Source organism: Micromonospora antibiotica (genome assembly GCF_017599305.1).
Taxonomy (GTDB): Bacteria; Actinomycetota; Actinomycetes; order Mycobacteriales; family Micromonosporaceae; genus Micromonospora; species Micromonospora antibiotica.
In genome coordinates this window covers 23,866-47,865 of record NZ_JAGFWR010000028.1, presented here as the reverse complement: position 1 = coordinate 47,865, position 24,000 = coordinate 23,866, and the positions used below count along the sequence as shown (strand labels likewise).

The window sequence follows — 24,000 nt, the reverse complement described above, 5'->3', positions numbered from 1 at the left end:
AGACATAGGCGTTGATGTTCCAGGTCGCGTCCGAGTCGGTCTGGCTGGTGACCGGCCTGCCCTGGACGGTGAAGTTGCTGAAGTGCACGCCGCTGATGTTGACGCTCGAAGAGCGTCCGTGCAGGTTGACGACCTTCTTCACGTCCGAGGAGACGTTCGTGAAGTAGGCGTTGCGGATCGTCGAGGTGTTCTTCACCGTTCGCCAGGACGGTGGCCGGTCTTCCTGGAGGTCGATCAGACTGTCGGTCTGTTCGACCCTGACGTCCTCCCACCGGGTGTTCGACACGACGGCGGTGTCGACCGCGTCGATCACCATCGAGCGTCCCGCCTTCACCACGTCGATGTCGCGGAAGACGACACCGTCCATGGACGTTCCCTCGGTCTTGGTGCCGATCTTCGCGCAGGCGGAGTTGCTGTAGCAGACGATGTGCTCGTGGACGACGTTCTTGGTGTTGACCGTGCCGCTGTTGGCGAACTCGTTCTTGGTCGCCATGTTGTCGTCACCGGTGTAGAGGAACGCGTTGGACAGCAGACTGTTGGTCGACTCGTCGAAGTCCACGCCGTCGGTGTTGTTGTAGCCCGTCGTGGGCCGGCAGTTGATGAGTTTGTAGTTCCTGATGGTGACCCGGTCGCTGCGGTAGACGAGCGTGTTCCAGTAGCTGGAGTCGCGGACGGTGATGCCGTCGACCAGGATGTCGGAACTCTCTTCGATCTTCAGCAGGGCCAGGTTGATGCCCTGGGCCCGCAGGTACTTCCCGTTGCCGTCGATGACCCCGCCACCCAGCAGCTTGGCGTTTCGCACCTGGAACATCCGGAGCGAGGCGTGCTGCATGCCCTCGATGTTCACCCCACCGCTGCCGGTGTTGAAGTCCGCCTTCTGGTTCGAGCCGTAGAGGACCGCACCGGTTGCCAGGTACAGGGTCATGTTGCTCTTCATCCACAGCTCACCGACCAGGTACCGGCCCGGCGGCACGTAGAGGACGTTGCGGGTCGCCCCGGACGCGGCGTTGATGGCACTTTGGATCTTGGAGGTGACCAGCGTCGCCCCGGTGTTGTCGACGCCGTAGTCGGCGAGGTTCTTGACGTTGGCGTCCCCCACCTGGGGTGCGTTCGTTTCGGGCGCGTCGATCAGGACGAACAGCAGTTCCTTGGTGTCGAACTGGACGATCAGATAGTTCGGGCCGCTGGTGAAGGTGATGGTATTGCCGCTGCGGGCGACGGCGAGCTTCCGGCTCTTGGGGCTGACGGTGTACGAGCTGAAGCCCTCGGCGACGGTGACCGAGAAGGTGGCCGTTCCCGCCCCCGCCATGGAGCAGTGGGCGTAGTGGACCTGCATCTCGGGGGCGTACTTGGTCATCTTCTCCACGAACAGCGGCGTGGCGTCCGCCGTCACGGTGTAGAGCGGACTCTTCGTCGCGCCGCGCAGGGCGGGATCAGCGACGCAGCCGCCGGCGGCCAGGCCGGACGCACCGGCCTCGGCCGCGGTGGTCGCACCGTAGACCGGCGCTACCAGGGCACCCACCCCGACAACGCCGAGGGACAGGGCAGCGATCGTTGCCCAGAGTGCGAGACGTTTGTTCCTCATAGGGACCCTTCTCGGGGACGGGACGGGACGGGCGCGTGCCCGGTCGCGCAGGCGACTGGCCGCCAGGGTGTTCGGGTGGTGGCTTGCCGGCCGACTCGGTGCCGCGGGGCCACGGTGTCGCCTGGTCAGGGCGATCGGGCCGTGGCCGAGGTTCGACACCGCGCTCCATCCGTCGGCGGCCCGCAGCCGCGGTGCCGTTGCGCACCTGGATGACACGCCACCCCCGGGGCGACCGGCGGCGGCACACGCACCGGGCATCGGGGGCGGCGTGAGCCCTGACCGCGGTGATCGGCCGAGCAGTCGGCATCGCGGCCAAGCCTCCCGCGACCAACGGCGCTCCGGATCGGGCCTTTCGGTTTCTCTCCGCCCATCGTTGCTTTTCCTCGCGGCCAGAGAGGTGGAGCCGAGGCAGAGAGCCTCCTCAAGAAACTCTTTCGGAACCGACGCTAACGCCTGACATGGATATTCGTCAATGAGATGCAAGGTGACGACTGGAAAATATCGGAGAAAGATCTGAAACTTTCTGCCCGCTCGCGGTGACTCCAACACGATGCAGGGAATCCTGGTGACCAGGTGGTGCTGGGGTTCGTCGTCGCGGTCGTGCTCATCACGGTGATCACGATGATCCTGCGTTGCCGTGGCGGCAGCCGGGACCTGCTGGGCTCCCAGGTACGCGAGCTGCAGGCCCGGGCCGCTGCCGCCGCGTCCCCGGGCGCGGACACCCGCCAGTGGGACGCGGCCACCCGGATCGCCGACGCCCGCAGACACGAAGCCGCCGCCCGGGCCACCACCGCTGACGACGTCCCGTCCGACCCGCTGACTGCTGCCGCGTCCACCGCGGACACGGCCTCCCCCGCCACCGTGGATCATCCGGCGGCGGACCGGTCGGCTCAGGACCCCACCGTCCCGCTGGAGGGGCGATCCGCGCCACCCGACGCGATGGTCGACGCGTTCGCCTGGCTGCGGATCGCGGCACTCGTGGAGGCCGGGCACCGCGAACAGGCCGTCGACCTGCTCAGCACCACGATGGCCATCTCGACCGACGAGGCGCAGCTGCTCGTCGATGGTCTGGCCGACGCCGGGGGTGAGCGTCGTCCCGACTGACCCACGTGATCGCTGCGGGTCCGGCCCGGGTTCGCTGGCGTGCTACCGGTGGGCGTAGGCGCCCGCGCGGGCGGCGGTGGCGACGCTGCGGGCGACGCGTTCGGGAAGGTCGGCGTCGCTGGCCGCCCGCAGGAGGAGGAGTTCGTGGTACAGCGGGGCGGTTGCGGCGACGAGCAGTTGACGGCTGTCGGTGCCCGCCGGGATCTCACCGCGTTCGACAGCACGCCGGGTGATGTCGGCGCAGCGGTCGTAGCGGTCGACCCAGAAGGCGCGTAGGGCCTCGGCGGCCTGGTCGGACCGGAAGGACGCGCCGATGAGCGCGACGGTCACCGGGTCGGTGGTCAGTGCCGCGTACACCTCGTGGTTGGCCGCGACGAGGTCACCTTCGAGTGAGCCGGTGTCGGGTGGGCGCCAGGCGTCGACGCTCGCCTCGTTCAGGACGTCGGCCAGCAGGCCGCCGACGTCCCGCCAGCGTCGGTAGACCGTCGTGCGGTGGACACCCGAGCGCTCGGCCACCACGTCGATGCTCAGGGAGTCGTAGCCGTGCTGCACCAACTGGGCGAGCGCGGCGTCGAGTACGCGCCGGCGGACCGCTGCGCTGCGTCCGCCGGGTCGGCGCGCGCGGTCGGTCACCGCCTCGGCGGGGTGATCGCTTGTCGGTCGTGGCGACGCCATGCCACGATGCTATCGCTACAGCCGTAGCCTTAACGAGCGAGGTCCGCCATGACGCCCGACCCGATGACCCTCCACCCGGTGGCGACGCATCCCCGGGTGGTGTTCCTCAAACCGCTGGTCACCTCCCCCAAGATCACCGTCGGGGACTACACGTACTACGACGATCCCGACGACGCGACCGGCTTCGAGCAGCGCAACGTGCTCTACCACTTCGGGCCGGAACAGCTGGTCATCGGTAGGTTCTGCGCGATAGCGGCAGGCACGCGGTTCCTGATGGCCGGGGGCGACCACCCGGTCACGGGTCCGTCGACCTTCCCGTTCACCCTCTTCGGCGGCGAATGGGCCGAGCGGACCCTCGACGTCGTGACCGCCATGCCCAGCCGGGGTGACACCGTCATCGGCAACGACGTGTGGTTCGGCTACCGGGCGACGGTCATGCCGGGCGTACGCATCGGCGACGGGGCGATCATCGCCGCCGGTGCGGTGGTCACCACCGACGTGCCGGCCTACACGATCGTCGGCGGTAACCCGGCGCGGCCGATCCGGCAGCGCTTCGACGACGACGACATCCACCGGCTGCGACGGGCCGCGTGGTGGGACTGGCCCGCCGACCTGGTCAACTGGCACTGCCGCGCCCTGATGACGGGCACACCCGCCGAGATCGAACGCATCGCCGTCGAGAACGGGTTGGCACCGGCCCGGTGAAGTCCGCCCCCTGCGGGAATACGCCGTGACCGACACCGACGGACAGCGCGGGCCTGCCGCCCATCGGCCACGAAACCGCCTTCGAGGCGGGGCTCGCCCCCATCCTCCGCGGTCTCGCCGCCGGAGCACCGACCACCGGCCGCCGGCCGAACGTCGCCCGCCGCCCCGGCTGTATTCCACCGGTGGCGGTGACCCTAGACAATGGAACGATGACCCGTCGTAACACGAAGATCGCCGGGTGGGCGGCCGGCACGCTCTGCTCGCTGGGCCTGGTCGGCCTCGGCGTGGCGTTCGTCCGGGTCGGCGTGACGGAGGCCGACAAGTGGGCCAGCACGCTGGGGATCTTCGCCACCGTGCTGGGGTTGGCGCTGACGGCCTACACCGCGGCGGCGACCCGCAGGGCCACGCCGCAGGCCGGGCCCGGGCCCGCCGGTCGGGTCGACAACACGATCCAGGGTGGCGAGTTTGCCCAGTCGGTCATCCAGGCCCGTGACCTGACGCTCGGGGTCCCGCCCGCCCCGGCCTCCCGGGCGGCCGCCGAGGGTGCGGTGACCAACACGATCACGGCCGGCACGTACCGAGGCCCGGTCGTCCAGGCCCGTGACGTCGTCCGGCAGCCAGCAGACCCGCCGGCTGCCGACGACGGTGCCGACCCGTCCCGGGCAGGGTGACGTGAAGGGCGACGGGTTCGGACGCCGGCTCTTCGGCCGGCGGACGGACGGAGCGACCTCGAACACGATCACGGGTGGGGTGTTCCTCAACGTGGTGATTCAGGGTCACACCATCAACGTGACCCTGCCGCCTCAGGTCACCCCCGCCGGGCTCCCCCGGGCCACGACGTCCTTCACCGGTCGGGAAACCGAGGTCGAGCTGCTGCTCAGGGAGCTGGCTCCCGGCGGGAGCACCGGAGCGGGACCGGTCTCGGCGGTGGCCGGTCTGGCCGGGGTCGGCAAGACCGAGCTGGTCGTGCAGGCCGCCACCCGGGCCCGACGACAGCCGGGGTGGTTCCCGGGCGGAGTGCTGTTCGTGGACCTGTCCGGCTACGACCCGCAACGGAGCCTGTCGCCCGGCGCGGCACTGCTCGGCCTGTTGCAGGCACTGGGGCTGCCCGGCGAGTACATCCCCGCTGGCGAGCAGGACCGCAGTGCGTTGTTCCGCAGCGTGCTGGCCGCCTATGCCGCACAGGACCGGCGGCTGCTGCTCGTGATCGACAATGCGGCCACCGCCGCCCAGGTGACCCCGCTGCTGCCGAGCGACGACAGCACCGCCACATTGATCACCTCCCGACACACCCTGGCGGTCGGGGCCCGACTGCACGACCTCGACGTGTTGGACGTCGAGACGTCCGTTCGGCTCCTGGTCGACCAGTTGGGACAGCTGCGCGGCCCGGCCGACAGCAGGGGGCACGATGAGCCGCAGGCCGCTGCCGAGATCGCCGGACTGTGCGCGGGCCTGCCCCTGGCGCTGCACATCGCCGCCGGTCTGCTGGCCGATCCCGGCACCCGTACGCTGGCCTCCCTCGCGGGGGCGTTGCGCGCCGCACACACCCGGCTGGACCGGCTGACCCGGGAGGACCGTGCGGTGCGCGCCGCGTTCGACCTCTCCTACCGGCAGCTGAACCCCACCCAGGCCCGCCTGTTTCGACTGCTGCCGGTCAACCCCGGCCCCGAGGTCGGCACGGAGGCCGCCGCATGCCTGGTCGACACCGATGCGCAGCGGGCCGAGACGCTGCTGGCGGACCTGGCCCGGGCCCACCTCGTCGAGGCCGGCCCCAGCTGGGGGCGATGGCGGATGCACGACCTGGTCCGCCTCTACGCCGAGGAGCAGTCGGACTCGGCCGCCGGGGCCGATGCTCCGGATGCCGCCCGTGCCCGGCTGTTCACCTACTACGTCGCGACCACCGCCGCCGCCAGTGTCCAGCTGGAGCCTCCGTCGGTCGCCGCCGCGCTCGCCGCGCGCTCCGTCCCGGAGGACGCTCTGGCCCGGATCGAGACCACCTACGCCGCCGCCGGGCAGATGCAGCCGCCCCCGGTCACGGTCACCTTTTCCACGCGGGCACAGGCGTTGGCCTGGTTGGAGGTCGAACGGCCCAATCTGATTGCCGTCTGTACGACCGCGGCGACGCACGGGCACCGCACGGCCAGCATCGGACTGGCGTCGCTCCTGTACACGTTCCTGTCGTTCCGTCGGTATCTGTCGGAGCTGATCACGGTCACCGACAGCTTCCGTGCCCTCTGCCGGGAGGCCGGGGACCGGCACGGCGAAGGCATGGCGCTGAGCCACCTCGGCGCGGCCCTCAACGAGGCGGGCCGGTCCGACGAGGCCGTCACCGCCCACACCCGGGCGGTCGAGCTCATCGGGGAGACCGGTGACCGGCACGACGTCGGCGTGGCGCTGAACAATCTCGGCCTGGCACTGCGGGCGGTGGAGCGGTTCGACGAGGCGATCGCCGCCCATACCCGGGCGTTGGACATCTATCGTGAGATCGACGCCCGGCACAGCGAGGGCACGGCGCTGAACAATATCGGCCAGGCGCTGCGGGCGGTGGAGCGGTTCGACGAGGCGGTCACCGCCCACACCCGGGCCGCCGGGATCTGTCGCGAGACCGGGGATCGGCAGGGTGAGGCTCTCGCCTTGAACAACCTCGGCGCGGACCTGCAGGGGATGCAGCAGCACGAGCGGGCCATCGCCGTGCACACCCGAGCCGCTGACATCTTCAGCGAGCTCGACGACCGGCACCACGAAGCTGAGGCACGGCACCATCTGGGCTCGGCGCTGCGGGCGGTGCGGCGGTTCGACGAGGCGGTCGTCGCACACACCCGGGCCGTCGAGCTCTTCGGGGACAGCGGTGACCGGGACGACGAAGGCTTGGCGTTGACCGGCCTCGGTCTGACTCTGCGCAGAGGTGGACGGTGTGCCGAGGCGGCAGCCGCCCACACCCGGGCGGCGCAGGCGTACCGCGAGGCCGGCGACCGGCGCAGCGAGGGCATCGCGCTGAGCAACCTCGGTGTGGCCCTGCAGGACGCGGAACGGTTCGACGATGCCGCCGAGGCCTACGAACTGGCAGTGGAGGCGTGTCGCGAGACTGGTGACCGGCCGGGCGAGGGTGTCGCCTCGAACAACCTCGGCAACAATCTGCGGGCGGCGGGGCGGTGCGGGGACGCGGCCGTCGCCCATTCCCGGGCCGCCGGTATCTTCCGGACGGTCGGCGACCGGTACCGCGAAGGCAAAGCGCTGCTCGGCCTCTGCCTGGCCTTGCTCGACACGGGGCCGGTCGACGAGGTTCGACGCCCCTATGAACGGGCGGTCGAGGTGTTCGCCGGCGTCGACGAACACGAGAGCGCCGCGCTGGTGCAGCGGTGGCTCGGCAATCTTCACCCGGGAACGATCCCGCCGGGGATCTTCCCGCCGGAGTTCCATCAGGCGGCGTTCGTCGTTCTGATGGGGCTCATGTTCGCCGATGCCCGGTCGGGCAGGTCGCTGCGGGTCGGGCCCGGCGTGCCGGACGGCACGTAGGCGGGGTAGCCGAGCTCCTGGGCCGTTTCTGCGAAGGATGTTGTGGCTGGTCGCGCCACCCTCGGCCTGGCTCGGGTGAGGTGTCTGCTCCGGAGCCGGGTCGTTCAGGTGGGAGATGTCAGGGAGGGCGACAGGTGGGCGCGTTCGCCCTGGGCACTGAAGAGGGTGAGCAGCTCTGCGGCCTGAGCGTCGGCGCTGCCGATCTGGTGCGGGATGCGGGTGTCGAACTCTGCGGCTTCGCCGGGGCCCAGCTGGTATTCCTGGTCACCGAGGACGAGCCTGACATGCCCGTTGAGTACGTAGAACCATTCGTACCCCTCGTGGGTCTGCAGTGTCGTCGCGGCCGATCTGCCGGCCGGTGGATAGATCACCTTGTAGGCCTGGATGCCTCCGGGACGTCTGGTCAGCGGCACGACGGTGAAGCCGGACCGCCGTACCGGCCGCAGGTGGATGCGTGGATCGCCGGTGGGCGGGGCCGCGACCAGTTCGTCGAGCGGGACGCCGTGCGCCCGCGCCAGCGGCAGGAGTTGCTCCAGCGTCGGGCGCAGTTTCCCGTTCTCGAGACGCGACAGCGTGCTTGCGGTCAGGCCGGTCTCTGCCGCCAGGGCGGCCAGGGAGATGTTCCGGGCCTTGCGTAGTGCGTGCAGGCGTGGGCCGACGCCCGCGAGGACGTCGTGCGACGTGACGTTCATGGACCCATGATGCGGATCCGCAACGTTTCTCGCAAATAGGCAACACTGCTGGTCATGCTGGCAGCGGAGGTAGACAACCGATGCTCACATCAGCAGCAACTGCGAGACCAGCAACACGGTGGTCGCGCACCGTCGCGGCCGCCACGGTCGCGCTCGTCCTGGCGACAGCGTGCACGACCACCGGAGGCAGGGCGCAGAACACGACGGCACAGCAGGCGAGCGCCACCATCGCGGCAGGTCACGACGCGGCCACCCGGGATGATGCCCCGTTCAACCGTCAGTTCACCCACGAGACAGCCGACGTCGACGGCGTGACGATGCACTACGTCACCGGCGGCACGGGCGAGCCGCTCGTCCTCCTGCACGGCTGGCCCCAGTCGTGGTACTCGTGGCGCGAGATCATGCCGGCGCTCGCCGAGAAGTACACCGTGTATGCGCTTGACCTGCCGGGACTCGGCGACAGCGAGGGTGCGCCGTCCAGTTACGACAAGGCGACCCTGGCCCGCTACGTCCACCGGTTGCTCGTCGACAAGCTGGGGCTGAAGAAGATCAACCTGGCCGGCCATGATCTCGGTGCCGGTGTGGCGTTCCAGTACGCCACACAGTTCCCGGACGAGGTCGTCAAGTACGCCCACCTCGACTATCCGATGCCCGGCCCCGCCCTCAGCGCGAGCGCCTACCGGCAGGCGAGCTGGCACATGTCGTTCCACCACCAGGACGGGTTCCCCGAGTTGCTGGTCGACGACGACGTCCGTGGCTATCTGTCTCTTTTCTACGGGTATGTTGCCTACGGTGGGGTCAGCTTCGGCGGGCCGGGCGCGGAGGCTCCCTTCACCGCACAACAGATCGACGAGTACGCCCGCACGTACCAGCGCCCGCAGGTCCTGACCGGTGGGTTTGAGCTTTACCGCACCCTGGACCAGGACGAACGGGACAACAAGGCCGCGAAGCCGATCACCATGCCGGTGATGCTGCTGACGGCCGAAGGCACGCTCGACTTCACCCGCTCGACGGTCCGGCCCCTCATGTCCACCATCACCCGCGCCGTGGAGGTGCCCAGGGCCGGGCACTGGCTGATCCAGGAGAACCCGGAATTCGTCACCACCGAACTGGTGACGTTCTTCGCGAGGGGGGCGGACCGGTGACCGGTGCACTCGATGCCGAGTCGTTCTGGGAACAGCACCACCGCGCCCGGCGCGGCGGCGGCGTCGGGCACCCCAACCCGGTGCTGGAGGAGACAGCCGGGACACTGCCTCCCGGCGATGCCCTCGACCTGGGATGTGGCGCCGGCGGCGACACCATCTGGCTTGCCCGGCATGGCTGGCAGGTCACCGCCGTGGACATCTCAACCGCCGCCGTGGAACGGGTGCGTGCACGCGCCCGGCAACTCGGCGTCGACGGCCGGGTGACCGGCGAACAGCACGATCTGGCCCGGAGCTTCCCTGACGGGCAGTTCGACCTGATCTCCGCGCAGTACCTGCACACCCCCTTCGCGCTGGATCGCGCGCGGGTACTGCGTACCGCGGCGCACGCGCTGCGCCCCGGCGGTCGTCTCCTGATCGTCGACCACGGCTCGACCGCGCCCTGGTCGTGGAACAGAGATCCCGACACGCACTACCCCTCACCCGGCGAGACCGCAGCCGAGCTGGCCCTCGACCCGACCCGGTGGTCCGTCGTACGCGCCGACATGCCGCGCCGCCGGGCCACCGGACCGGGAGGCCGCAGCGCCACCGTCACCGACAACGTTCTGCTCATCCAACGACATGATCGGAGAAGCTGATGCCGCCGACCACCCGAACCAGGAAACGCAAGGACACCGGGCCCGGATGGACCGCCCCCGGGGAGAAGGACACTCTGGTCGGCTTCATCGACTACCTCCGCAATGCGATCATGGACAAGGTCGCCGGCGTACCGGAGCCCGAGGTCCGCACCGCCGGCGTGCCCTCCGGCACCAACCTCCTCGGGTTGATCAAACACATGACCGCCGTCGAGCGGTTCTACTTCCTCGAAGAACCGATCACCAACATGCGCCGCACTTTCCAGCCCACTCGTGACGACACCGTCGACGGCCTGCTCGCCGGCTACCGGGCAACGATCGCGCAGGCGAACCAGGTCATCGAAACCTGGACCGATCTGACCCAGCCGGCACCCCGGCCGCCCGGCCGCGGCGCCCTGCCGCCGTCGCAGCGATGGGTGCTGGTCCACATGATCGAGGAGATCGGACGCCACGCGGGGCACGCGGACATCATCCGCGAGAGGATCGACGGATCCACCGGCCGCTGACAGTCACTGCGGCAAACTCCCAGCTCCCTCAGCCAGCCCGGAAGCGCCGATAATTGGCGGCCGGGCGGCAGATTGCCCGTCAAATATCCTCGGCAGCCGCTCGGAAAGACACGCACCTGAACGGCGACGGCCGCGACGACTACCTAACGTCCTGCCGCTCTGCGTCGCGAACCGGTGCCCGCGCTGACGGGCTGACCCGTCGGGGAGGCGCGGCGACCTCCGCGCCTCCCCGACGGTCGGCCCGCCTCCGCAGGATCGCGTCGCCTTCGGCGTGATCCCGTTCGGCCCGCCACGGCTCCGGGTCGGTCACGGCTCGATGCTGGTGTACTCACAGACCGCCGCCGGAAAACCGCCGGGGCCGAAGCGCAGCTCGACGACGTGCCCGCGTTCGGTCCTGGTGACCGCTGGTGTGATCGACTGACCGGCCCGCGCCGGTCGCAGGTACCAGCACCGGCTGGTGTCGGTACGGCCGGGCGGCACCCCCGCGTCGGCCAGCGCGTTCTCGCCGCGCTCCAGGTAGCACGCGAAGAAGACGTGGTCGTTCAGATCCGTCTCGCGGTCGCTGAAGGTGAAGCCCGCCGTCTCGGTTCCGCCGCTGCGGGGTCGTCGCGGCGACTCCGGCAGCAGCGGTGAGTCGCCGCCGAAGCCCGGGGGTGCCTCGGTGCGCGGTGTGGGTCGTGCCCCGGTGCCGCTGTCCAACCAGGTCCATCTGCTGGTCCACACCGCTACCACGGTGCCGTCGGCGGCGCGCAGGGTCAGCTCGTCGTGCCCGCCGTACCAGCCACGCCGGTCAGGACCGAGGGTGACGGCCAGTTCGGCGTCGAGCGGCGCTCCGGGGAGCACCCGCACCGGCGGGGTGTAGGCCTCCACGTACCGCACCACGGCACGGACCCGGTGCCGTTCGAAGTAGGACCAGCGGTCGAGGCCGGCCATCTCCTGCCACCAGCCGGCGGAGACCTCGTCGAGGAGGTGCACCAGCTGGGTCGGTTTCAGGGTGCCCCGCTGGGTGATGGCCGGATAGCGCGCCTCGGTGCCCGCGCGGTACACCCTGGACCCGACGGTCACGGCAGCTGCCCCTGTGGTCGGCCGGGCCGCCGCGGCTTGATGGTGGTGCTCACCGCGACCGGACGGGTCCGGCCCGCGCAGTGGTGTACCGCCATCGGGCCCTCCGCCCGGCAGGCGCAGGGCAACACCCGGTTGAGGCTGGAGCCGATGCAGAAATCCTCGTAGGCGGTCCGGTCGCCGGGAAGCAGTCGGGCCAGCAGCGCCATCACCGGGTCCACCGCCTTGACCCGGCCGTCGTCGTCGCGCACCTCCAGCCAGGCGTGGTCGAGGTCCATCATCCCGATCAGCCAACCCCGCCGGGCGTACGCCTCGTAGCCCATGGCCCGGCACTCCCGTTCGAGATACAGGCTGGCGGAGACGCAGTTGACCACCCCGTTGGCGAGCGTGTCGTCCGGGTCGACCTGCCAACTGGACGGCAGCATCTGGAAACGCGGTCCGCCGTGGCGGATACCGGCGAAGAGCCGGGCCAACCGGGGGGAGACGATCCGGTCCGCCCGGCCGGCGGTGACCAGGTCCAGTTCGACGGCGACCAGGTCGGGTACGGCCGGGAGCCGTACCTCGTCGTCGGTCAGGGTCACGGGCCCGGCGGCGCTGGTCCAGCCGGAGGCCGTGCCACCGCTGCGCTCCGGCACCGGTCGGTGCAGCAGCCAGCCGGGGTCCGCGCCGCATCCGCCGTCCGGACACCGCAGCGTCGCGGTCATCCGCCAGGACCTCGGTTCCGTCCAGGTGGCGGCGGGCTTCAGGGAGAACCGGAACGCGAACTCCCAGCCGATCTCCGGCAGGCTGTTCCCGGTGCCCGAGTAGAGGCCCAGATTGATCAGGTCGTAGTGGCAGAATCGCCGTTCGTCGCCCGCGCCGGTGACCGGTAGCCCGGCTTCGACCAGCAGCTCCAGCGTCTCGGCGGAGCAACGCAGCAGCCCCAGCGCGCCCGCCTGGTCGACGGTGACCTCGCGGTGGGCCGGCGGGACGAGGGTGATGCGGCGCAGCGCGGCGAGCCACCTGTCGGTCTCCGCCACGGTGACCGCGCTCACCGCGGCCACGCCCCGGGCTCGGCGGAGTCGTAGAGCACCTCGCCGGGGAGGGAGCCGTCCGTGGCGGCCCGGAACATGGGCCGCCGTCGTGGTTTGCCGCTGGTGGTACGCGCCACCGCGGGCGCGGGCACGCTGAGCACCCGGACCCGTACGCCGGGGCCGCCCTCCCGGCCGAGTATCCGCGCGACCTCCGCGGCCCACGGACCCGGCCGCTGCCGGATCAGCGCGTGCAGTACGGGTGTGTGGCCGGCTGACCCGGCCAGGACCACGACGCGTTCCGGGGAGAGGCCGTCGACGCCGGCGAGGCGGGCCTCCAGGTCCTCCGCGTAGAGGTTGCGTCCGCGTACCTTGAGGCTGTCGCCGGCCCGGCCGAGGACGAACAGTTGGCCGTCGTGGAGGAAGCCGTGGTCGCCGGTGCGCAGCCGGCCCTCGGCGAAGGCGGCGTCAGGGGCGTCGGCCCCGTGGTATCCGGCGGCCATCGACCGGCCGGTCAGTGCGATCTCCCCGACGACGTCGGGCGGCAGCGGTCGGCCCTCGTCGTCGACGATGGTCACCGCGACACCGTCGCGGGCATCGCCGCAGCCGATCAACCAGTCGTCGTCGGCCGACGGGTCGGTCCCGACCTCCTCGACGGCGCTCACCTCGACCGGCTCGCCGGGGCGCAGCTCGCCGGCGACCCGCAGCGCCACCGGTGGTGGCGCCAGGTGCAGGCCGGTCGCGACGAGGGTGTTCTCGGCCAGCCCGTACGCGGGGAGGAAGGTGCGGGTGCGGAACCCGTGCGGGCCGAGCAGCGCCGCGAACGACTCCAGGGTGCGTCGGCTGACCCGTTCGGCTCCGACGATCGCGGCCCGCCAGTGACTGAAGTCCATTCCGGCCAGCTCGGCCGGGCCGATCCGCCGGCCGGCGTAGGCGTAGCCGAAGGTGGGTGCGGCGGTCAGCGTCGCCCCCCACTCGCCGAAGCAGGACAGCCAGCGTCGGGGCGAACGGATGAACTGGTCCGGTCGCATGGCCAGGATGTCGCTCTGGTTGAGCACCGGAGCGAGGGTGCAGCCGATCAGCCCCATGTCGTGGTAGGTCGGCAGCCAGGTGGCGGTCACGTCCGCAGCGCCCATGTCGAGCCAGCGGCGGATCGCGGTGATGTTGGCCAGGAGGTTGTCGGCGCGGATCGCCACCGCCCGGGGGTGGCCGGACGATCCGGAGGTGAACTGGACCAGTGCCACCTCGTCCCCGGCCGGTGGCGTCGGGTCGTCGACGGCAGGCGTGGCGGGACGGCCCGGCCGCACGTCGCCCGGCTGGTCGGGACCCGCGACGGTCAGCACGGTCACCGCCAGTCCGGCGGCGGCTGCGGCGCTGCGGGCGGTCCCGGCCAGGTGCGGGTCGACGAGCACGGTGTGGGTGCCGGCGACCCGCATCAGGTGGGTCAGTTGCTCCGGGTACGCCGCACCCGCGCCGAGCCCGGCGGGCGGTGGCATCGGGTTGACCACACCACCGGCTGCCAGCACCCCGAAGAAGCCGGCCAGGAACGTCTCCGGTGACACCAGCAGGAGCGAGACCACCTCACCCCGGCGCAGTCCCGTGTGGCGCAGCAGTCCCGCCACGGCCAGTGCAGCGGCGGCGAGCGAGGGGAAGTCGTGCCGGGCCCAACCGGCGTCGTCGGTGGCCACCCGCAGCCCGTGGCCGGTGCGCGGCTCGGTGAGCCAGCCGGTCAGGCTCATGGTGTCGTCATCCGGTTGCCTGGCTGACCAGCGCCACCACGTCGGCGACCGTGACGACGTCCATCGCCTCGTCGTCGGAGATCGGTGCCAGGTCGAACCTTCTCTCCAACGCGACCGCCAGTTCGATCAGTGCGAGCGAGTCGAAGTGCAGGTCGTCGACGAGTCGCTGGCCGTCGGTGACGTCCCCGCCCGGGTGGGGTGCCATGCTGGCCACCAGTTGGCGGACCGTCACCTCGACGGGCTCTGCCATCGGACTTTCTCCCTTTTTCCTCAGTTCGGGCTCCGGTTTCCTGAGTTCGGGCTCCGGTTTCCTCAGTTCAGGCTCCGGATCGGATGTGGCACGCCGTGACGGTTCTCGTAGTCGGCGACGGCCCGCTCCTCGGCGGCGTGCCACACCTCGGTGACCTGTGCGTCGACGTCGTCGAGACCGGCGGCGCGCACGCGACGCAGCAGCGCGTCCCGGGCGGTGTCCCACTGGTCGCGTAGTTGCCGGCCGCGGGCCCGCACCACCATCGGCAGCGCCGACGGGTTGCGCCGCTCCGGTCCGACCAGCACGTGGACCACGTACGGGACGGCGTCGAGGACCTGGTCGCCGACGAGCCGGCGGCGACCGTCGACCACCGCGTGGCGCATCGCCCAGACGCCGAAACCGACGTGCCGGGACTCGTCGCGGATCACGTTGCGCAGTCCCTCGGCCAGCACGGGCAACTGCCCGCAACGGCGGACCGCTTCGGCCACCGAGCGGAGCACGACCAACGCGAGGGCCCCCTCGGCCACCACGTGGTAGGTGGTCACCGCGGCGTACCAGGCGTCGAGGTCGTCCGGGTCGCGGCGTACCCGTTCGGTCTGTTCCAGCAGGTACGCGTCGAACAGCTCCACGGTGGCGGCGGAGGCGTCCGCCCGGCACCGTCGCGCGTACGCGTGGGTTGGCTCGGTGGATCCCTCCACCGCCTGGAGGTAGCCGAGGAAGAAGATGCTGTGGCGGCTCTCGTCCACGAGCTGGCTGGAGAGGTAGAACTGGGCGGCCTGGGTGGGGGCCGCGTACACCAGGGGGGTCAGTAGTCGGGCGACGGCGACCTCACCGACGGCGAGTTCGACGAGAGCGGCCCTGAGTTCCTGGTGGAGGAAGGGCCGCAGCGCCTGCCACGCCGGTCGGTCGGCGGCCATCGCCAGGTCCTGGGTGGACCAGTTCTGCCGCTCCCAGCGCAGGTACAGGCTCTCGGGAGTGGTCTCCCGGTCGTCGATGAGCTGTTCGTCGAGAACGGCCGTCACCGTGGGACTCCTTTCCCGTGGCCGCCCTGCGTCACGGGGCCGCACCGGTGGCAGCCGGCAGTGGGATCGACCGGAGGATCGACATCGACCAGTGATCACCTAGAGAATCGGCGAGCGGGTGCCGGGTGTCAAGCAGGGTCTCGGACACTGCTTGAACAGGAGCTCGGGCAGCGAGTTCGCTGTGCTCCGACCGTGCGTCGCCGTGTCCTCTGTGGAAATGTTCGTGTGGTAGAAAGGCAGGAATTTTCGTCGGTGTCACCGACTACGAGGTCCGGAGGGGAGGCCCGCCATGGGGATACCGGCCGTGGCACGTGGCAGCCTCGTCGACCTGGTCCGCGAACAGGCCGAGCGTGATGCGTCGAGTGTGGCGGTGGCCGACGAGGGCGGTGTGCTGACCTACGGCGACCTGGAGCGGGAGAGCAGCCGCCTCGCCCACGTCCTGGCGGCCCGTGGACTCCGGCCGGGTGACCGGGTCGTCCTCCTGCTCCCCCGGTCCGCCGCGGCGATCTGCGCCATCTTCGCGGTGTTGAAGTGCCGCGGCGTCTACGTTCCGTTGGACACCGCCGGTCCGCCGGCCCGGCTGCGGCCCCGGATCGTCGCGGCCGAGCCACGGTTGACCATCGGTGACGCCGCCACCCACCGCCTGCTCCGGCAGTGCTGGGACGGTCCGTCGGCCGTCACGGTCTGGCTCACCGATCCGCCGCCGGAGGCCCGGCGACCGCAGGACGTCGTGGCGGCCGAGATCGCCGCCGCACCGGCCACGCCACCGGCCACCGAACCGACCGCCACCGACCTCGCGTACCTGCTCTTCACCTCAGGTTCGACAGGGGTGCCGAAGGGGGTGCCGATCACGCACGAGAGCGTGCTGTGGCTGGCTTCCTGGGCGCGGGAACACTTCGGACTGACCAGCGTGGACCGGCTCTCCTGCCACTCGGCCCTGTCGTTCGACTTCTCCGTACTCGACATCTACTCGGCCGTGGCGGCCGGCGCGTCGCTGCACCTGGTCCCGGCGCACTACAACCTCGTACCTGATCTGCTGGCGCGGTTCATCCGTGAGTCGCGGCTGACCCAGTGGTCGTCCGTGCCGTCGGTTCTCATGGCGATGGCCAACCGTGGGGTGGTACGGGACATGCCGGAGCTTCGCCGGTTGATCTGGTGCGGGGACGCCTTTCCGGTCGACGGCCTGCGCCACTGGATGGCGAACCTGCCGCACGTGCGGTTCACCAACCTCTACGGGCCCACCGAGACCACTGTCGCGAGCAGTTACTACGACGTCGGGTCGATGCCGGCACCGGGTGCCGACGTGCCGATCGGCACCGCGCTGCCCGGTGAGCGCCTGGGGGTGTTCGACGAACACCGCCGGCCGCTGCCGACCGGCATGGTCGGTGACCTCCACATTGCCGGGGTCGGACTCAGCCCGGGGTACTGGCGGAGCCCGACGGAGACGGCGGCGGTGTTCGGCACCGTCGAGGGTGACGACTCCACCCGCTGGTACCGCACCGGGGACCGGGCCAGCATCGACGAGCAGGGGCTCGCCCACTTCCACGGTCGTGGTGACCGGCAGATCAAGTCCCGCGGTTACCGGGTCGAACTGGACGAGATCGCGCGGGTGGCGCGGCAACTGTCGGAGTTCGCCGACGTGGCGATCGTGGCGGTGGACTCCCCCGAGGCCGCCGGGCGCGAGATCGGCCTCGCCTACGTGGCCGCCGGCGACCGGCCGCCGGACCACGCGGCGGTACGGTCCGCACTGGCCCGGACGTTGCCCCCGTACATGTTGCCGACGCGGTGGCTCGCGGTGGACGCGATCGACACGAACAGCAACGGCAAGATCGACTATCCGGCGCTGACCCGACGGTTCCTCGACCATGCCGATGCGGCCCCGCCCAGGACGGAGACCTAGATGTCGTCACCCACCACCTGGCCGACGCCGTTCGAGGCGATCCTGCGCCGTTACCTGGCGGCGCTCTCCGCGGATCAGGACATCCCGGCGGAGCCGCTCGTCGACCTCGGCCTGGACTCGTTGCGGGCGACAGCGCTCCTGGCGGAGTTGGAGAAGGAGTTCGGTGTCGACTTCGGCGACGAGGTGTTCGACCCCGCGTTGTTCTCCGGTGCCGGCCACCTGTGGGCCGTGGTCCAGGACCTGATGGGCGATCCCTCCCCGCGCACCGGGCAGACCGTGGGTTGATCCGGTCGCGCCGGACAGCGCCGACCTCGTCCGTGCGCGCCTGCACCGACCAACCACGGTCGGCCCTCACCGACCAGCGGACGGTGCTGCGGCGGACCGCACTTCGGCGCTGTCTCGACGTGCATGTCGTGGCCGGACCGCGCCGTCAGCGGGGTTAGACTCGCCGGCCATGGGACTGCTCACCTTCAGCATCAACGTCACCCTGGACGGTTGCGTCGACCACCAGGAGGGGATCGTCGACGACGAGACACACGCGCTCTTCACCCGACTTCTGGACGAGAGCGGGGCGATGCTGTGGGGCCGCGTCACCTACGAGATGATGGAGAGCTTCTGGCCGGCCGTCGCCCGTGGTGACCTGGAAGCCCCACCGACGACGACGGAGTGGGCGGTCACGCTGGAGTCCAAACCGAAGTACGTGGTGTCGATGACGCGCACCGACTTCCCCTGGACCAACAGCCACCACATCACCGGCGACCTGCGCGAAGGCATACAGAAGATCAAGGACGCGACCCCGGCCGGGATTCTCCTCGGCAGCGTCGGTCTCGCGGCCGAGCTGGACCGGCTGGACCTGATCGACGAGTACCGGATGCTCGTCCACCCCCGGATCGCCGGCCACGGCCCGACGCTGTACGAGAGCGGGCTGCCCGGCACGCGCCAGCTCGAGTTGATCTCGGCGCAGCCGCTCCGCAACGGCGCGGTGGCCATGCACTACCGCCGCGCCGGCTGATCACCACAGTCCACGGGATCGTCCACGGCCACCGTCGCGTGGACCGCTCTCCTTCCGTCCCCGTCGTCTCGGCCCCGCGCTGCGACGACGGGGACTTTTTGCGGTTCGGGGGAAAGTCCGCTGTGGTTCGACAGAAGGCATGGACAGCGGGATCGAAACAGCTTAATGTCTTCGCCATCACGGAAGTGTTTCAGCGAGGTGAACCGGCGGCGCGGTGACCCATCGCCCCCTCCCCCGCTACGGCATCCGGCGCGACGGCGCGCGCCCCGCCCTGGCAACCGCAGGTCAGGAAGGGACGGACAGCCAGTGTCCGCACACGATGGCGCAATCGGCCGGCGAACGGCGTCGGTCAGCTCCGCACTACTACTCGTGGCCACCGCCGGGCTGATCGCCCTCGGCAGCCCGACCCCCGCCCAGGCCCACACCATCAACCCCACCGACTTCCAGCAGGTCACTCTCGCCAAGGGCGAGCCCGAGGTCGGCGAGCCGATGACCATCGCGGTGCTGCCCGACCGGTCGGTGCTGCACACCGCCCGCAACGGCACGCTGCGGCGCACCGACGCCGCCGGCACCACCACCGTGGTGGGCACGATCCCCGTCTACACCCACGACGAGGAGGGCCTCCAAGGCGTCGGGGTGGACCCGAACTTCACCACCAACCGGCACGTCTACCTGTACTACGCCCCGCCGCTGTCCACCCCCGCCGGGGACGCCCCGGCCACCGGCACGGACTTCTCCGCCTGGCAGGGCGTGAACCGGCTGTCCCGGTTCACCCTCAACGCCAACTGGACGCTGAACACGTCCAGCCAGGTCACCATCCTGGACGTGCCGGCCGACCGGGGCATCTGCTGCCACGTCGGCGGGGACATCGACTTCGACGCGGCCGGGAACCTGTACCTGTCGACCGGCGACGACAGCAACCCGTTCGACTCCGCCGGGTACGCGCCGATCGACGAACGGACCAACCGCAACCCCGCGTACGACGCGCAGCGCAGCGCGGCCAACAGCAACGACCTGCGCGGCAAGATCCTGCGGATCAAGGTGAACGCGGACGGGAGCTACTCGGTCCCGGCCGGGAACATGTTCACCCCGGGCACCGCGCGGACCCGCCCGGAGATCTACGCGATGGGGTTCCGCAACCCGTTCCGGATGAGCGTGGACAGGGCCACCGGGGTCGTCTACGTCGGCGACTACGGCCCGGATGCCGGCACCACCGGCGCGCGCGGCCCCAGCGGGCAGGTCGAGTTCAACCGGGTGACCGGGCCGGGCAACTACGGCTGGCCGTACTGCACCGGCACCAACACCGCCGCCGAGACGTACGCGGAGTGGGACTTCGCCGCCGGCACCGCAGGGGCCAAGTACAACTGCACCGGCGGGCCGACCAACAACTCGTTCCGCAACACCGGCCTGCCCACCCTGCCAGGGGCGCAGCCGGCCTGGATCCGGTACGCCGGCGACGCCGGCACCCCGGCGGAGTTCGGCGGCGGCTCCGAGTCGCCGATGGCCGGCCCGGTCTACCGCTACAGCGCGTCGAACCCGTCCACCACGAAGTTCCCGCAGTCCTTCGACGGCCAGTTCTTCGCCACCGAGCTGGGCCGGGGCTGGATCAAACCGATCCACGTCAACGCCGACGGCTCCCGGGGCGCCATCGACGCCTCGTTCCCCTGGAACGGCAAGCAGGTGATGGACTCCGCGTTCGGCCCGGACGGCGCGCTGTACGTCCTCGACTACGGCACCGGCTACTTCAACGGTGACGCCAACTCGGCCCTGTACCGGTACGACTACGTCGGCGGTGGCAACCGCGCGCCGACCGCCGTCGCCGCCGCCGACAAGACCTCCGGGGCGGCCCCACTGACGGTGAACTTCTCGTCGGCCGGGTCCTCGGACCCGGAGGGCGGGGCGTTGAGCTACTCGTGGGCGTTCGGTGACGGCACCACCTCCACGGCGGCCAACCCCAGCAAGACGTTCACCGCCAACGGCACCTACAACGTCACCCTGACCGTCCGGGACCCGCAGGGCGCGACCGGCACGGCCAGCGTGCAGATCGGCGTCGGCAACACCGCCCCGACGGTCACCATCACCGGCCCGGCGAACGGTTCGCTGTTCTCCTACGGCGACACGGTGCCGTTCAGCATCACCGTCACCGACCCGGAGGACGGCACCATCGACTGCGCCAGGGTCAGGATGACCTACGTGCTCGGCCACGACCAGCACGGTCACCAGATCACCGCGAAGAACGGCTGCTCCGGCACGATCACCATCCCGGTCGACGGCGAGCACGACGACGCGGCGAACATCTTCGCCGTCTTCGACGCCGAGTACACCGACGCCGGTGGGCTGACCACCCACCGGCAGCACACCCTCCAGCCGCGCAAGCGCCAAGCCGAGCACCTCAAGACCTCCTCCGGGGTGACCCTCTACGACAAGGCCACGGCCGAGGGCGGCCGGACCGTCGGCAGCATCGACAACGGCGACTGGATCGCGTTCGAGCCGTACCGGCTGGACAAGGCCACCTCGTTCAGCGCCCGGGTCTCCTCCAACGGCGTCGGCGGCACCCTCCAGGTGCGGACGGGTTCGCCCACCGGCACCGTGCTGGGTCAGGCGACCGTCCCGGTCACCGGCGGCTGGGAGACCTTCACCACCGTCACCGGCACCCTCTCCGGCGCACCGGCCAGCACCGGCACGCTCTATCTCACCTTCGCCGGGGGTACGGGGGCGCTGTTCGACCTCGACACGTTCACGTTCGTCACCGGCGGCACCCCCGGTACCGGCCCGATCGTCGGGCTCGGCGGCAAGTGCCTGGACGTCCGCAACGCCGCCACCGCCGACGGCACCCAGATCCAGATCTACACCTGCAACGGCACCGCCGCCCAGACCTGGACTGTCACCCCGAACAGCACCGTCAAGGCACTGGGCAAGTGCCTGGACATCTCCGGCGGGGGCACCGCCGACGGCACCAAGATCCAACTCTGGACCTGCAACGGCACCGCGGCACAGAACTGGTCCGCCCAGACCGACGGCACGCTGCGCAACCCGCAGTCCGGCAAGTGCCTCGACGTGTCCGACAACAGCGCCACCGACGGCCAGGCCGTCCACCTGTGGACCTGCCTCGCCGCCGCCAACCAGAAATGGACCCTGCCGTAACCCGCCCGCCGGGGCACCCCACGGGTGCCCCGGCACCACCCTCCACCCCCGTCCGGGAGAGTGACATGCGCAGACTCCTTCGATCCGTCCTCGGCGCGGTGACCGCCGCCGCCGCAGTGCTTGCCGTCCCGACGCCGGCCGGCGCGGCCGACGCCCCGTACGACGTGCTGGTGTTCTCCAAGACCGCCGGGTTCCGGCACGACTCGATCGCCGTCGGCACCCAGGCGATCCGGGAACTCGGTACGGCGAACGGTTTCACCGTGACCGCGACCGAGGACGCGTCCCGGTTCACCACCGCGAACCTGGCCCAGTACGAGGCGGTGGTCTTCCTCAACACCACCGGTGACGTCCTGGACGCCGCGCAGCAGTCCGCCTTCGAGTCGTACGTCAACGGCGGCGGCGGGTACGTCGGCGTCCACGCCGCCGCCGACACCGAGTACGGCTGGTCCTACTACGGCAGCCTGGTGGGCGGCTACTTCGCCTCCCATCCGGCCATCCAGCAGGCGAGCGTCCGTGTCGAGAACCGGGCCCACCCGGCCACCGGGCACCTGCCGCAGACCTGGACCCGCACCGACGAGTGGTACAACTACCAGACCAACCCGCGCGCGGGTGCCCGGGTCCTCGCCACCCTGGACGAGTCGTCGTACTCGGGCGGCTCGATGGGCGGCGACCATCCGATCTCCTGGTGCAAGACGGTCAGCTCCGGCCGGTCGTTTTATACCGGCCTGGGGCACACCCAGGGGTCGTACGCGGAGGCGGCGTTCCGCGGCCACCTGCTCGGCGGCATCCGGTACGCGGCCGGCCGGGCGAAGGCCGACTGCCGTCCGGAGACCGGCTACGTCACCCTCTACGACGGGTCCACCACCGGCTGGTCGCAGGCCGGTCCGGGCAGCTTCGGCAACGCCGACGCGACTCTCACCTCCGTCGGCGGCATGGGCCTGTACTGGTACAGCGCCAAGCAGTTCACCAACTACTCGCTGAAGCTGGACTGGCGGATGGCCGGCGACGACAACTCGGGCGTCTTCATCGGCTTCCCGCCGTCGACCGACCCCTGGTCGGCGGTGGACAACGGGTACGAGATCCAGATCGACGCCACCGACGCCACCGACCGCACCACCGGCGCGGTCTACACGTTCCAGTCCGCCGACCTGGCCGCCCGCGACGCCGCCCTGAACCCGCCGGGAGAGTGGAACAGCTACGAGTTGCTGGTCGAGGGGGAACGGCTCCAGGTCTTCCTCAACGGGCGGAAGATCAACGACTTCACCAACACCGACCCGGCCCGCTCCCTCGCCGGCCACATCGGGCTCCAGAACCACGGTACGGGCGACGACGTGTCGTTCCGCAACGTCCGGATCAAGGAGTTGGGCGGTACCCCGGGCGGCACCACCACCGTGCAGGCCGAGGCGTTCGGCTCGGCCAGCGGGGTCAGCGCGTTCACCAAGGCCGGGTCCAACGGGGGGCAGACCCTCGGCTACGTCGACCCGGGTGACTGGGCCGCGTACCCGGGGCTGGACCTGACCGGGGTCACCTCGCTGCGGGCCCGGGTGGTCTCCGGTGGCTCGGGCGGCACCATCGGCATCCGGACCGGCTCGGCCACCGGCCCGCTGCTCGGCCAGGTGGCGGTGCCCAACACCGGTGGCTGGACCACGTACGCCGACGTGAGCACCGCCCTGGCCGGGGTGCCCACCGGTACGCAGACCGTGTACCTGACCTTCACCGGTTCCGGGGCCGGGCTGTTCGACGTGGACGACTTCACCCTGGTCCGGGGCGGCGGCACCCCCGGCACCCCGGGCACCGGGCCGATCGTCGGGCTGGCCGGCAAGTGCCTGGACGTCCGCAACGCGGCCACCGCCGACGGTACGCAGATCCAGATCTGGACCTGCAACGGCAGCGCCGCCCAGACCTGGTCGGTCACCCCGAACAGCACCGTGAAGGCACTGGGCAAGTGCCTGGACGTCTCCGGCGGAGGTTCCGCCGACGGCACGAAGATCCAACTCTGGACCTGCAACGGCAGCGGCGCACAGAACTGGTCCGCCCAGGCCGACGGCACCCTGCGCAACCCACAGTCCGGCAAGTGCCTCGACGTGTCCAACAACAGCGCCACCGACGGCCAGGCCGTCCACCTCTGGACCTGCCTGGCCGCCGCCAACCAGAAGTGGACCCTCCCGTGACCCGGTAGGCGGGCAGGCCGTGCCCCCGCTGCCGTTCCGGCAGCGGGGGCACGTCAGGTCCGACGGTGGCGTTCACCGCCGCCGCGATCCGCGTACACCCCGTGGTTCCCGGGTGACGGCCGGGCCCGCG

Annotated in this window: 19 protein-coding genes and 1 pseudogene; 12 read left to right on the top strand and 8 right to left on the bottom strand. The window is 70.8% G+C overall.

Annotation, left to right across the window (positions count from 1 at the left end; translation table 11 throughout):
• Nucleotides 1-55: 55 nt before the first annotated feature.
• Nucleotides 56-1,309: pseudogene (locus tag JQN83_RS33500) on the bottom strand (glycosyl hydrolase family 28 protein); the annotation flags it as partial.
• 849 nt (nucleotides 1,310-2,158) lie between these two features.
• On the opposite strand from JQN83_RS33500, the gene JQN83_RS28575 reads away from it, so the two are divergent.
• On the top strand, nucleotides 2,159-2,689 hold the full coding sequence (locus tag JQN83_RS28575) for a hypothetical protein (RefSeq protein WP_208570255.1): 531 nt from the start codon (nucleotides 2,159-2,161) through the stop codon (nucleotides 2,687-2,689).
• 42 nt (nucleotides 2,690-2,731) lie between these two features.
• Here the strand turns inward: JQN83_RS28575 and JQN83_RS28570 are convergent, their stop codons facing one another.
• Complete coding sequence (locus JQN83_RS28570; RefSeq protein WP_208570254.1) at nucleotides 2,732-3,364, bottom strand: TetR/AcrR family transcriptional regulator; 633 nt, start codon at nucleotides 3,362-3,364, stop codon at nucleotides 2,732-2,734.
• Between the two features lie 48 nt (nucleotides 3,365-3,412).
• Between JQN83_RS28570 and JQN83_RS28565 the strand changes: the two genes are divergently transcribed.
• From JQN83_RS28565 to JQN83_RS28555, 3 genes are all read left to right on the top strand, one after another.
• The gene (locus JQN83_RS28565; RefSeq protein WP_208570253.1) at nucleotides 3,413-4,069 is read left to right on the top strand and encodes a CatB-related O-acetyltransferase; all 657 of its coding nucleotides are present in this window, start codon (nucleotides 3,413-3,415) and stop codon (nucleotides 4,067-4,069) included.
• A 209-nt stretch (nucleotides 4,070-4,278) separates the two neighbouring features.
• On the top strand, nucleotides 4,279-4,740 hold the full coding sequence (locus JQN83_RS28560) for a hypothetical protein (RefSeq protein WP_208570252.1): 462 nt from the start codon (nucleotides 4,279-4,281) through the stop codon (nucleotides 4,738-4,740).
• On the top strand, nucleotides 4,670-7,585 hold the full coding sequence (locus JQN83_RS28555) for an ATP-binding protein (RefSeq protein WP_208570251.1): 2,916 nt from the start codon (nucleotides 4,670-4,672) through the stop codon (nucleotides 7,583-7,585). Before JQN83_RS28560 ends, JQN83_RS28555 begins: the two co-directional genes overlap by 71 nt.
• A 104-nt stretch (nucleotides 7,586-7,689) precedes the next feature.
• Here the strand turns inward: JQN83_RS28555 and JQN83_RS28550 are convergent, their stop codons facing one another.
• Nucleotides 7,690-8,277 (bottom strand): helix-turn-helix domain-containing protein, encoded by a 588-nt coding sequence (locus JQN83_RS28550; protein WP_208570250.1) that lies wholly within the window; start codon nucleotides 8,275-8,277, stop codon nucleotides 7,690-7,692.
• 80 nt (nucleotides 8,278-8,357) lie between these two features.
• On the opposite strand from JQN83_RS28550, the gene JQN83_RS28545 reads away from it, so the two are divergent.
• The 3 genes from JQN83_RS28545 to JQN83_RS28535 are packed head-to-tail and all read left to right on the top strand — an operon-like array spanning nucleotide 8,358 to nucleotide 10,560.
• Nucleotides 8,358-9,422, top strand: coding sequence for an alpha/beta fold hydrolase (locus JQN83_RS28545; protein WP_208570249.1), 1,065 nt, complete (start codon nucleotides 8,358-8,360; stop codon nucleotides 9,420-9,422).
• On the top strand, nucleotides 9,419-10,057 hold the full coding sequence (locus tag JQN83_RS28540; protein ID WP_307799843.1) for an SAM-dependent methyltransferase: 639 nt from the start codon (nucleotides 9,419-9,421) through the stop codon (nucleotides 10,055-10,057). Before JQN83_RS28545 ends, JQN83_RS28540 begins: the two co-directional genes overlap by 4 nt.
• A complete protein-coding gene (locus JQN83_RS28535; RefSeq protein WP_208570248.1) occupies nucleotides 10,057-10,560 on the top strand; it encodes a DinB family protein in 504 nt (167 codons plus the stop codon). Before JQN83_RS28540 ends, JQN83_RS28535 begins: the two co-directional genes overlap by 1 nt.
• A 306-nt stretch (nucleotides 10,561-10,866) precedes the next feature.
• Here JQN83_RS28535 and JQN83_RS28530 read toward each other — a convergent pair whose 3' ends face one another.
• From JQN83_RS28530 to JQN83_RS28510, 5 genes are all read right to left on the bottom strand, one after another.
• On the bottom strand, nucleotides 10,867-11,625 hold the full coding sequence (locus tag JQN83_RS28530) for a hypothetical protein (protein WP_208570247.1): 759 nt from the start codon (nucleotides 11,623-11,625) through the stop codon (nucleotides 10,867-10,869).
• A complete protein-coding gene (locus JQN83_RS28525; RefSeq protein ID WP_208570246.1) occupies nucleotides 11,622-12,656 on the bottom strand; it encodes a hypothetical protein in 1,035 nt (344 codons plus the stop codon). The genes JQN83_RS28530 and JQN83_RS28525 overlap by 4 nt, the downstream gene beginning before the upstream one ends.
• The gene (locus JQN83_RS28520) at nucleotides 12,653-14,371 is read right to left on the bottom strand and encodes an AMP-binding protein (RefSeq protein ID WP_208570245.1); all 1,719 of its coding nucleotides are present in this window, start codon (nucleotides 14,369-14,371) and stop codon (nucleotides 12,653-12,655) included. Before JQN83_RS28520 ends, JQN83_RS28525 begins: the two co-directional genes overlap by 4 nt.
• 7 nt (nucleotides 14,372-14,378) lie before the next feature.
• The gene (locus JQN83_RS28515; protein WP_208570244.1) at nucleotides 14,379-14,621 is read right to left on the bottom strand and encodes an acyl carrier protein; all 243 of its coding nucleotides are present in this window, start codon (nucleotides 14,619-14,621) and stop codon (nucleotides 14,379-14,381) included.
• A 62-nt stretch (nucleotides 14,622-14,683) separates the two neighbouring features.
• The gene (locus JQN83_RS28510; protein WP_208570243.1) at nucleotides 14,684-15,643 is read right to left on the bottom strand and encodes a ferritin family protein; all 960 of its coding nucleotides are present in this window, start codon (nucleotides 15,641-15,643) and stop codon (nucleotides 14,684-14,686) included.
• 304 nt (nucleotides 15,644-15,947) lie between these two features.
• On the opposite strand from JQN83_RS28510, the gene JQN83_RS28505 reads away from it, so the two are divergent.
• The 5 genes from JQN83_RS28505 (at nucleotide 15,948) to JQN83_RS28485 (ending at nucleotide 23,870) form a co-directional block, all read left to right on the top strand.
• On the top strand, nucleotides 15,948-17,543 hold the full coding sequence (locus JQN83_RS28505) for an amino acid adenylation domain-containing protein (protein ID WP_208570242.1): 1,596 nt from the start codon (nucleotides 15,948-15,950) through the stop codon (nucleotides 17,541-17,543).
• On the top strand, nucleotides 17,544-17,828 hold the full coding sequence (locus JQN83_RS28500; RefSeq protein WP_208570241.1) for an acyl carrier protein: 285 nt from the start codon (nucleotides 17,544-17,546) through the stop codon (nucleotides 17,826-17,828).
• 169 nt (nucleotides 17,829-17,997) lie between these two features.
• Nucleotides 17,998-18,555: a dihydrofolate reductase family protein gene (locus JQN83_RS28495; protein WP_208570240.1), complete on the top strand. Its 558-nt coding sequence runs from the start codon at nucleotides 17,998-18,000 to the stop codon at nucleotides 18,553-18,555.
• Between the two features lie 165 nt (nucleotides 18,556-18,720).
• A complete protein-coding gene (locus JQN83_RS28490) occupies nucleotides 18,721-21,699 on the top strand; it encodes a PQQ-dependent sugar dehydrogenase (protein WP_372444162.1) in 2,979 nt (992 codons plus the stop codon).
• A gap of 65 nt (nucleotides 21,700-21,764) precedes the next feature.
• Entirely contained in the window at nucleotides 21,765-23,870 is a 2,106-nt protein-coding gene (locus JQN83_RS28485; RefSeq protein ID WP_208570239.1) for a ThuA domain-containing protein, read from the top strand.
• The last annotated feature ends 130 nt before the right edge of the window (nucleotides 23,871-24,000 follow it).

Excerpts from the sequence above, each read along its gene's own strand:
- JQN83_RS28570 (WP_208570254.1), bottom strand. The coding sequence starts at position 3,364 with ATGGCGTCGCCACGACCGACAAGCGATCACCCCGCCGAGGCGGTGACC.
- JQN83_RS28565 (WP_208570253.1), top strand. The coding sequence starts at position 3,413 with ATGACGCCCGACCCGATGACCCTCCACCCGGTGGCGACGCATCCCCGG.
- JQN83_RS28560 (WP_208570252.1), top strand. The coding sequence starts at position 4,279 with ATGACCCGTCGTAACACGAAGATCGCCGGGTGGGCGGCCGGCACGCTC.
- JQN83_RS28550 (WP_208570250.1), bottom strand. The coding sequence starts at position 8,277 with ATGAACGTCACGTCGCACGACGTCCTCGCGGGCGTCGGCCCACGCCTG.
- JQN83_RS28545 (WP_208570249.1), top strand. The coding sequence starts at position 8,358 with ATGCTCACATCAGCAGCAACTGCGAGACCAGCAACACGGTGGTCGCGC.
- JQN83_RS28535 (WP_208570248.1), top strand. The coding sequence starts at position 10,057 with ATGCCGCCGACCACCCGAACCAGGAAACGCAAGGACACCGGGCCCGGA.
- JQN83_RS28520 (WP_208570245.1), bottom strand. The coding sequence starts at position 14,371 with ATGAGCCTGACCGGCTGGCTCACCGAGCCGCGCACCGGCCACGGGCTG.
- JQN83_RS28515 (WP_208570244.1), bottom strand. The coding sequence starts at position 14,621 with ATGGCAGAGCCCGTCGAGGTGACGGTCCGCCAACTGGTGGCCAGCATG.
- JQN83_RS28500 (WP_208570241.1), top strand. The coding sequence starts at position 17,544 with ATGTCGTCACCCACCACCTGGCCGACGCCGTTCGAGGCGATCCTGCGC.
- JQN83_RS28495 (WP_208570240.1), top strand. The coding sequence starts at position 17,998 with ATGGGACTGCTCACCTTCAGCATCAACGTCACCCTGGACGGTTGCGTC.
- JQN83_RS28490 (WP_372444162.1), top strand. The coding sequence starts at position 18,721 with ATGTCTTCGCCATCACGGAAGTGTTTCAGCGAGGTGAACCGGCGGCGC.
- JQN83_RS28485 (WP_208570239.1), top strand. The coding sequence starts at position 21,765 with ATGCGCAGACTCCTTCGATCCGTCCTCGGCGCGGTGACCGCCGCCGCC.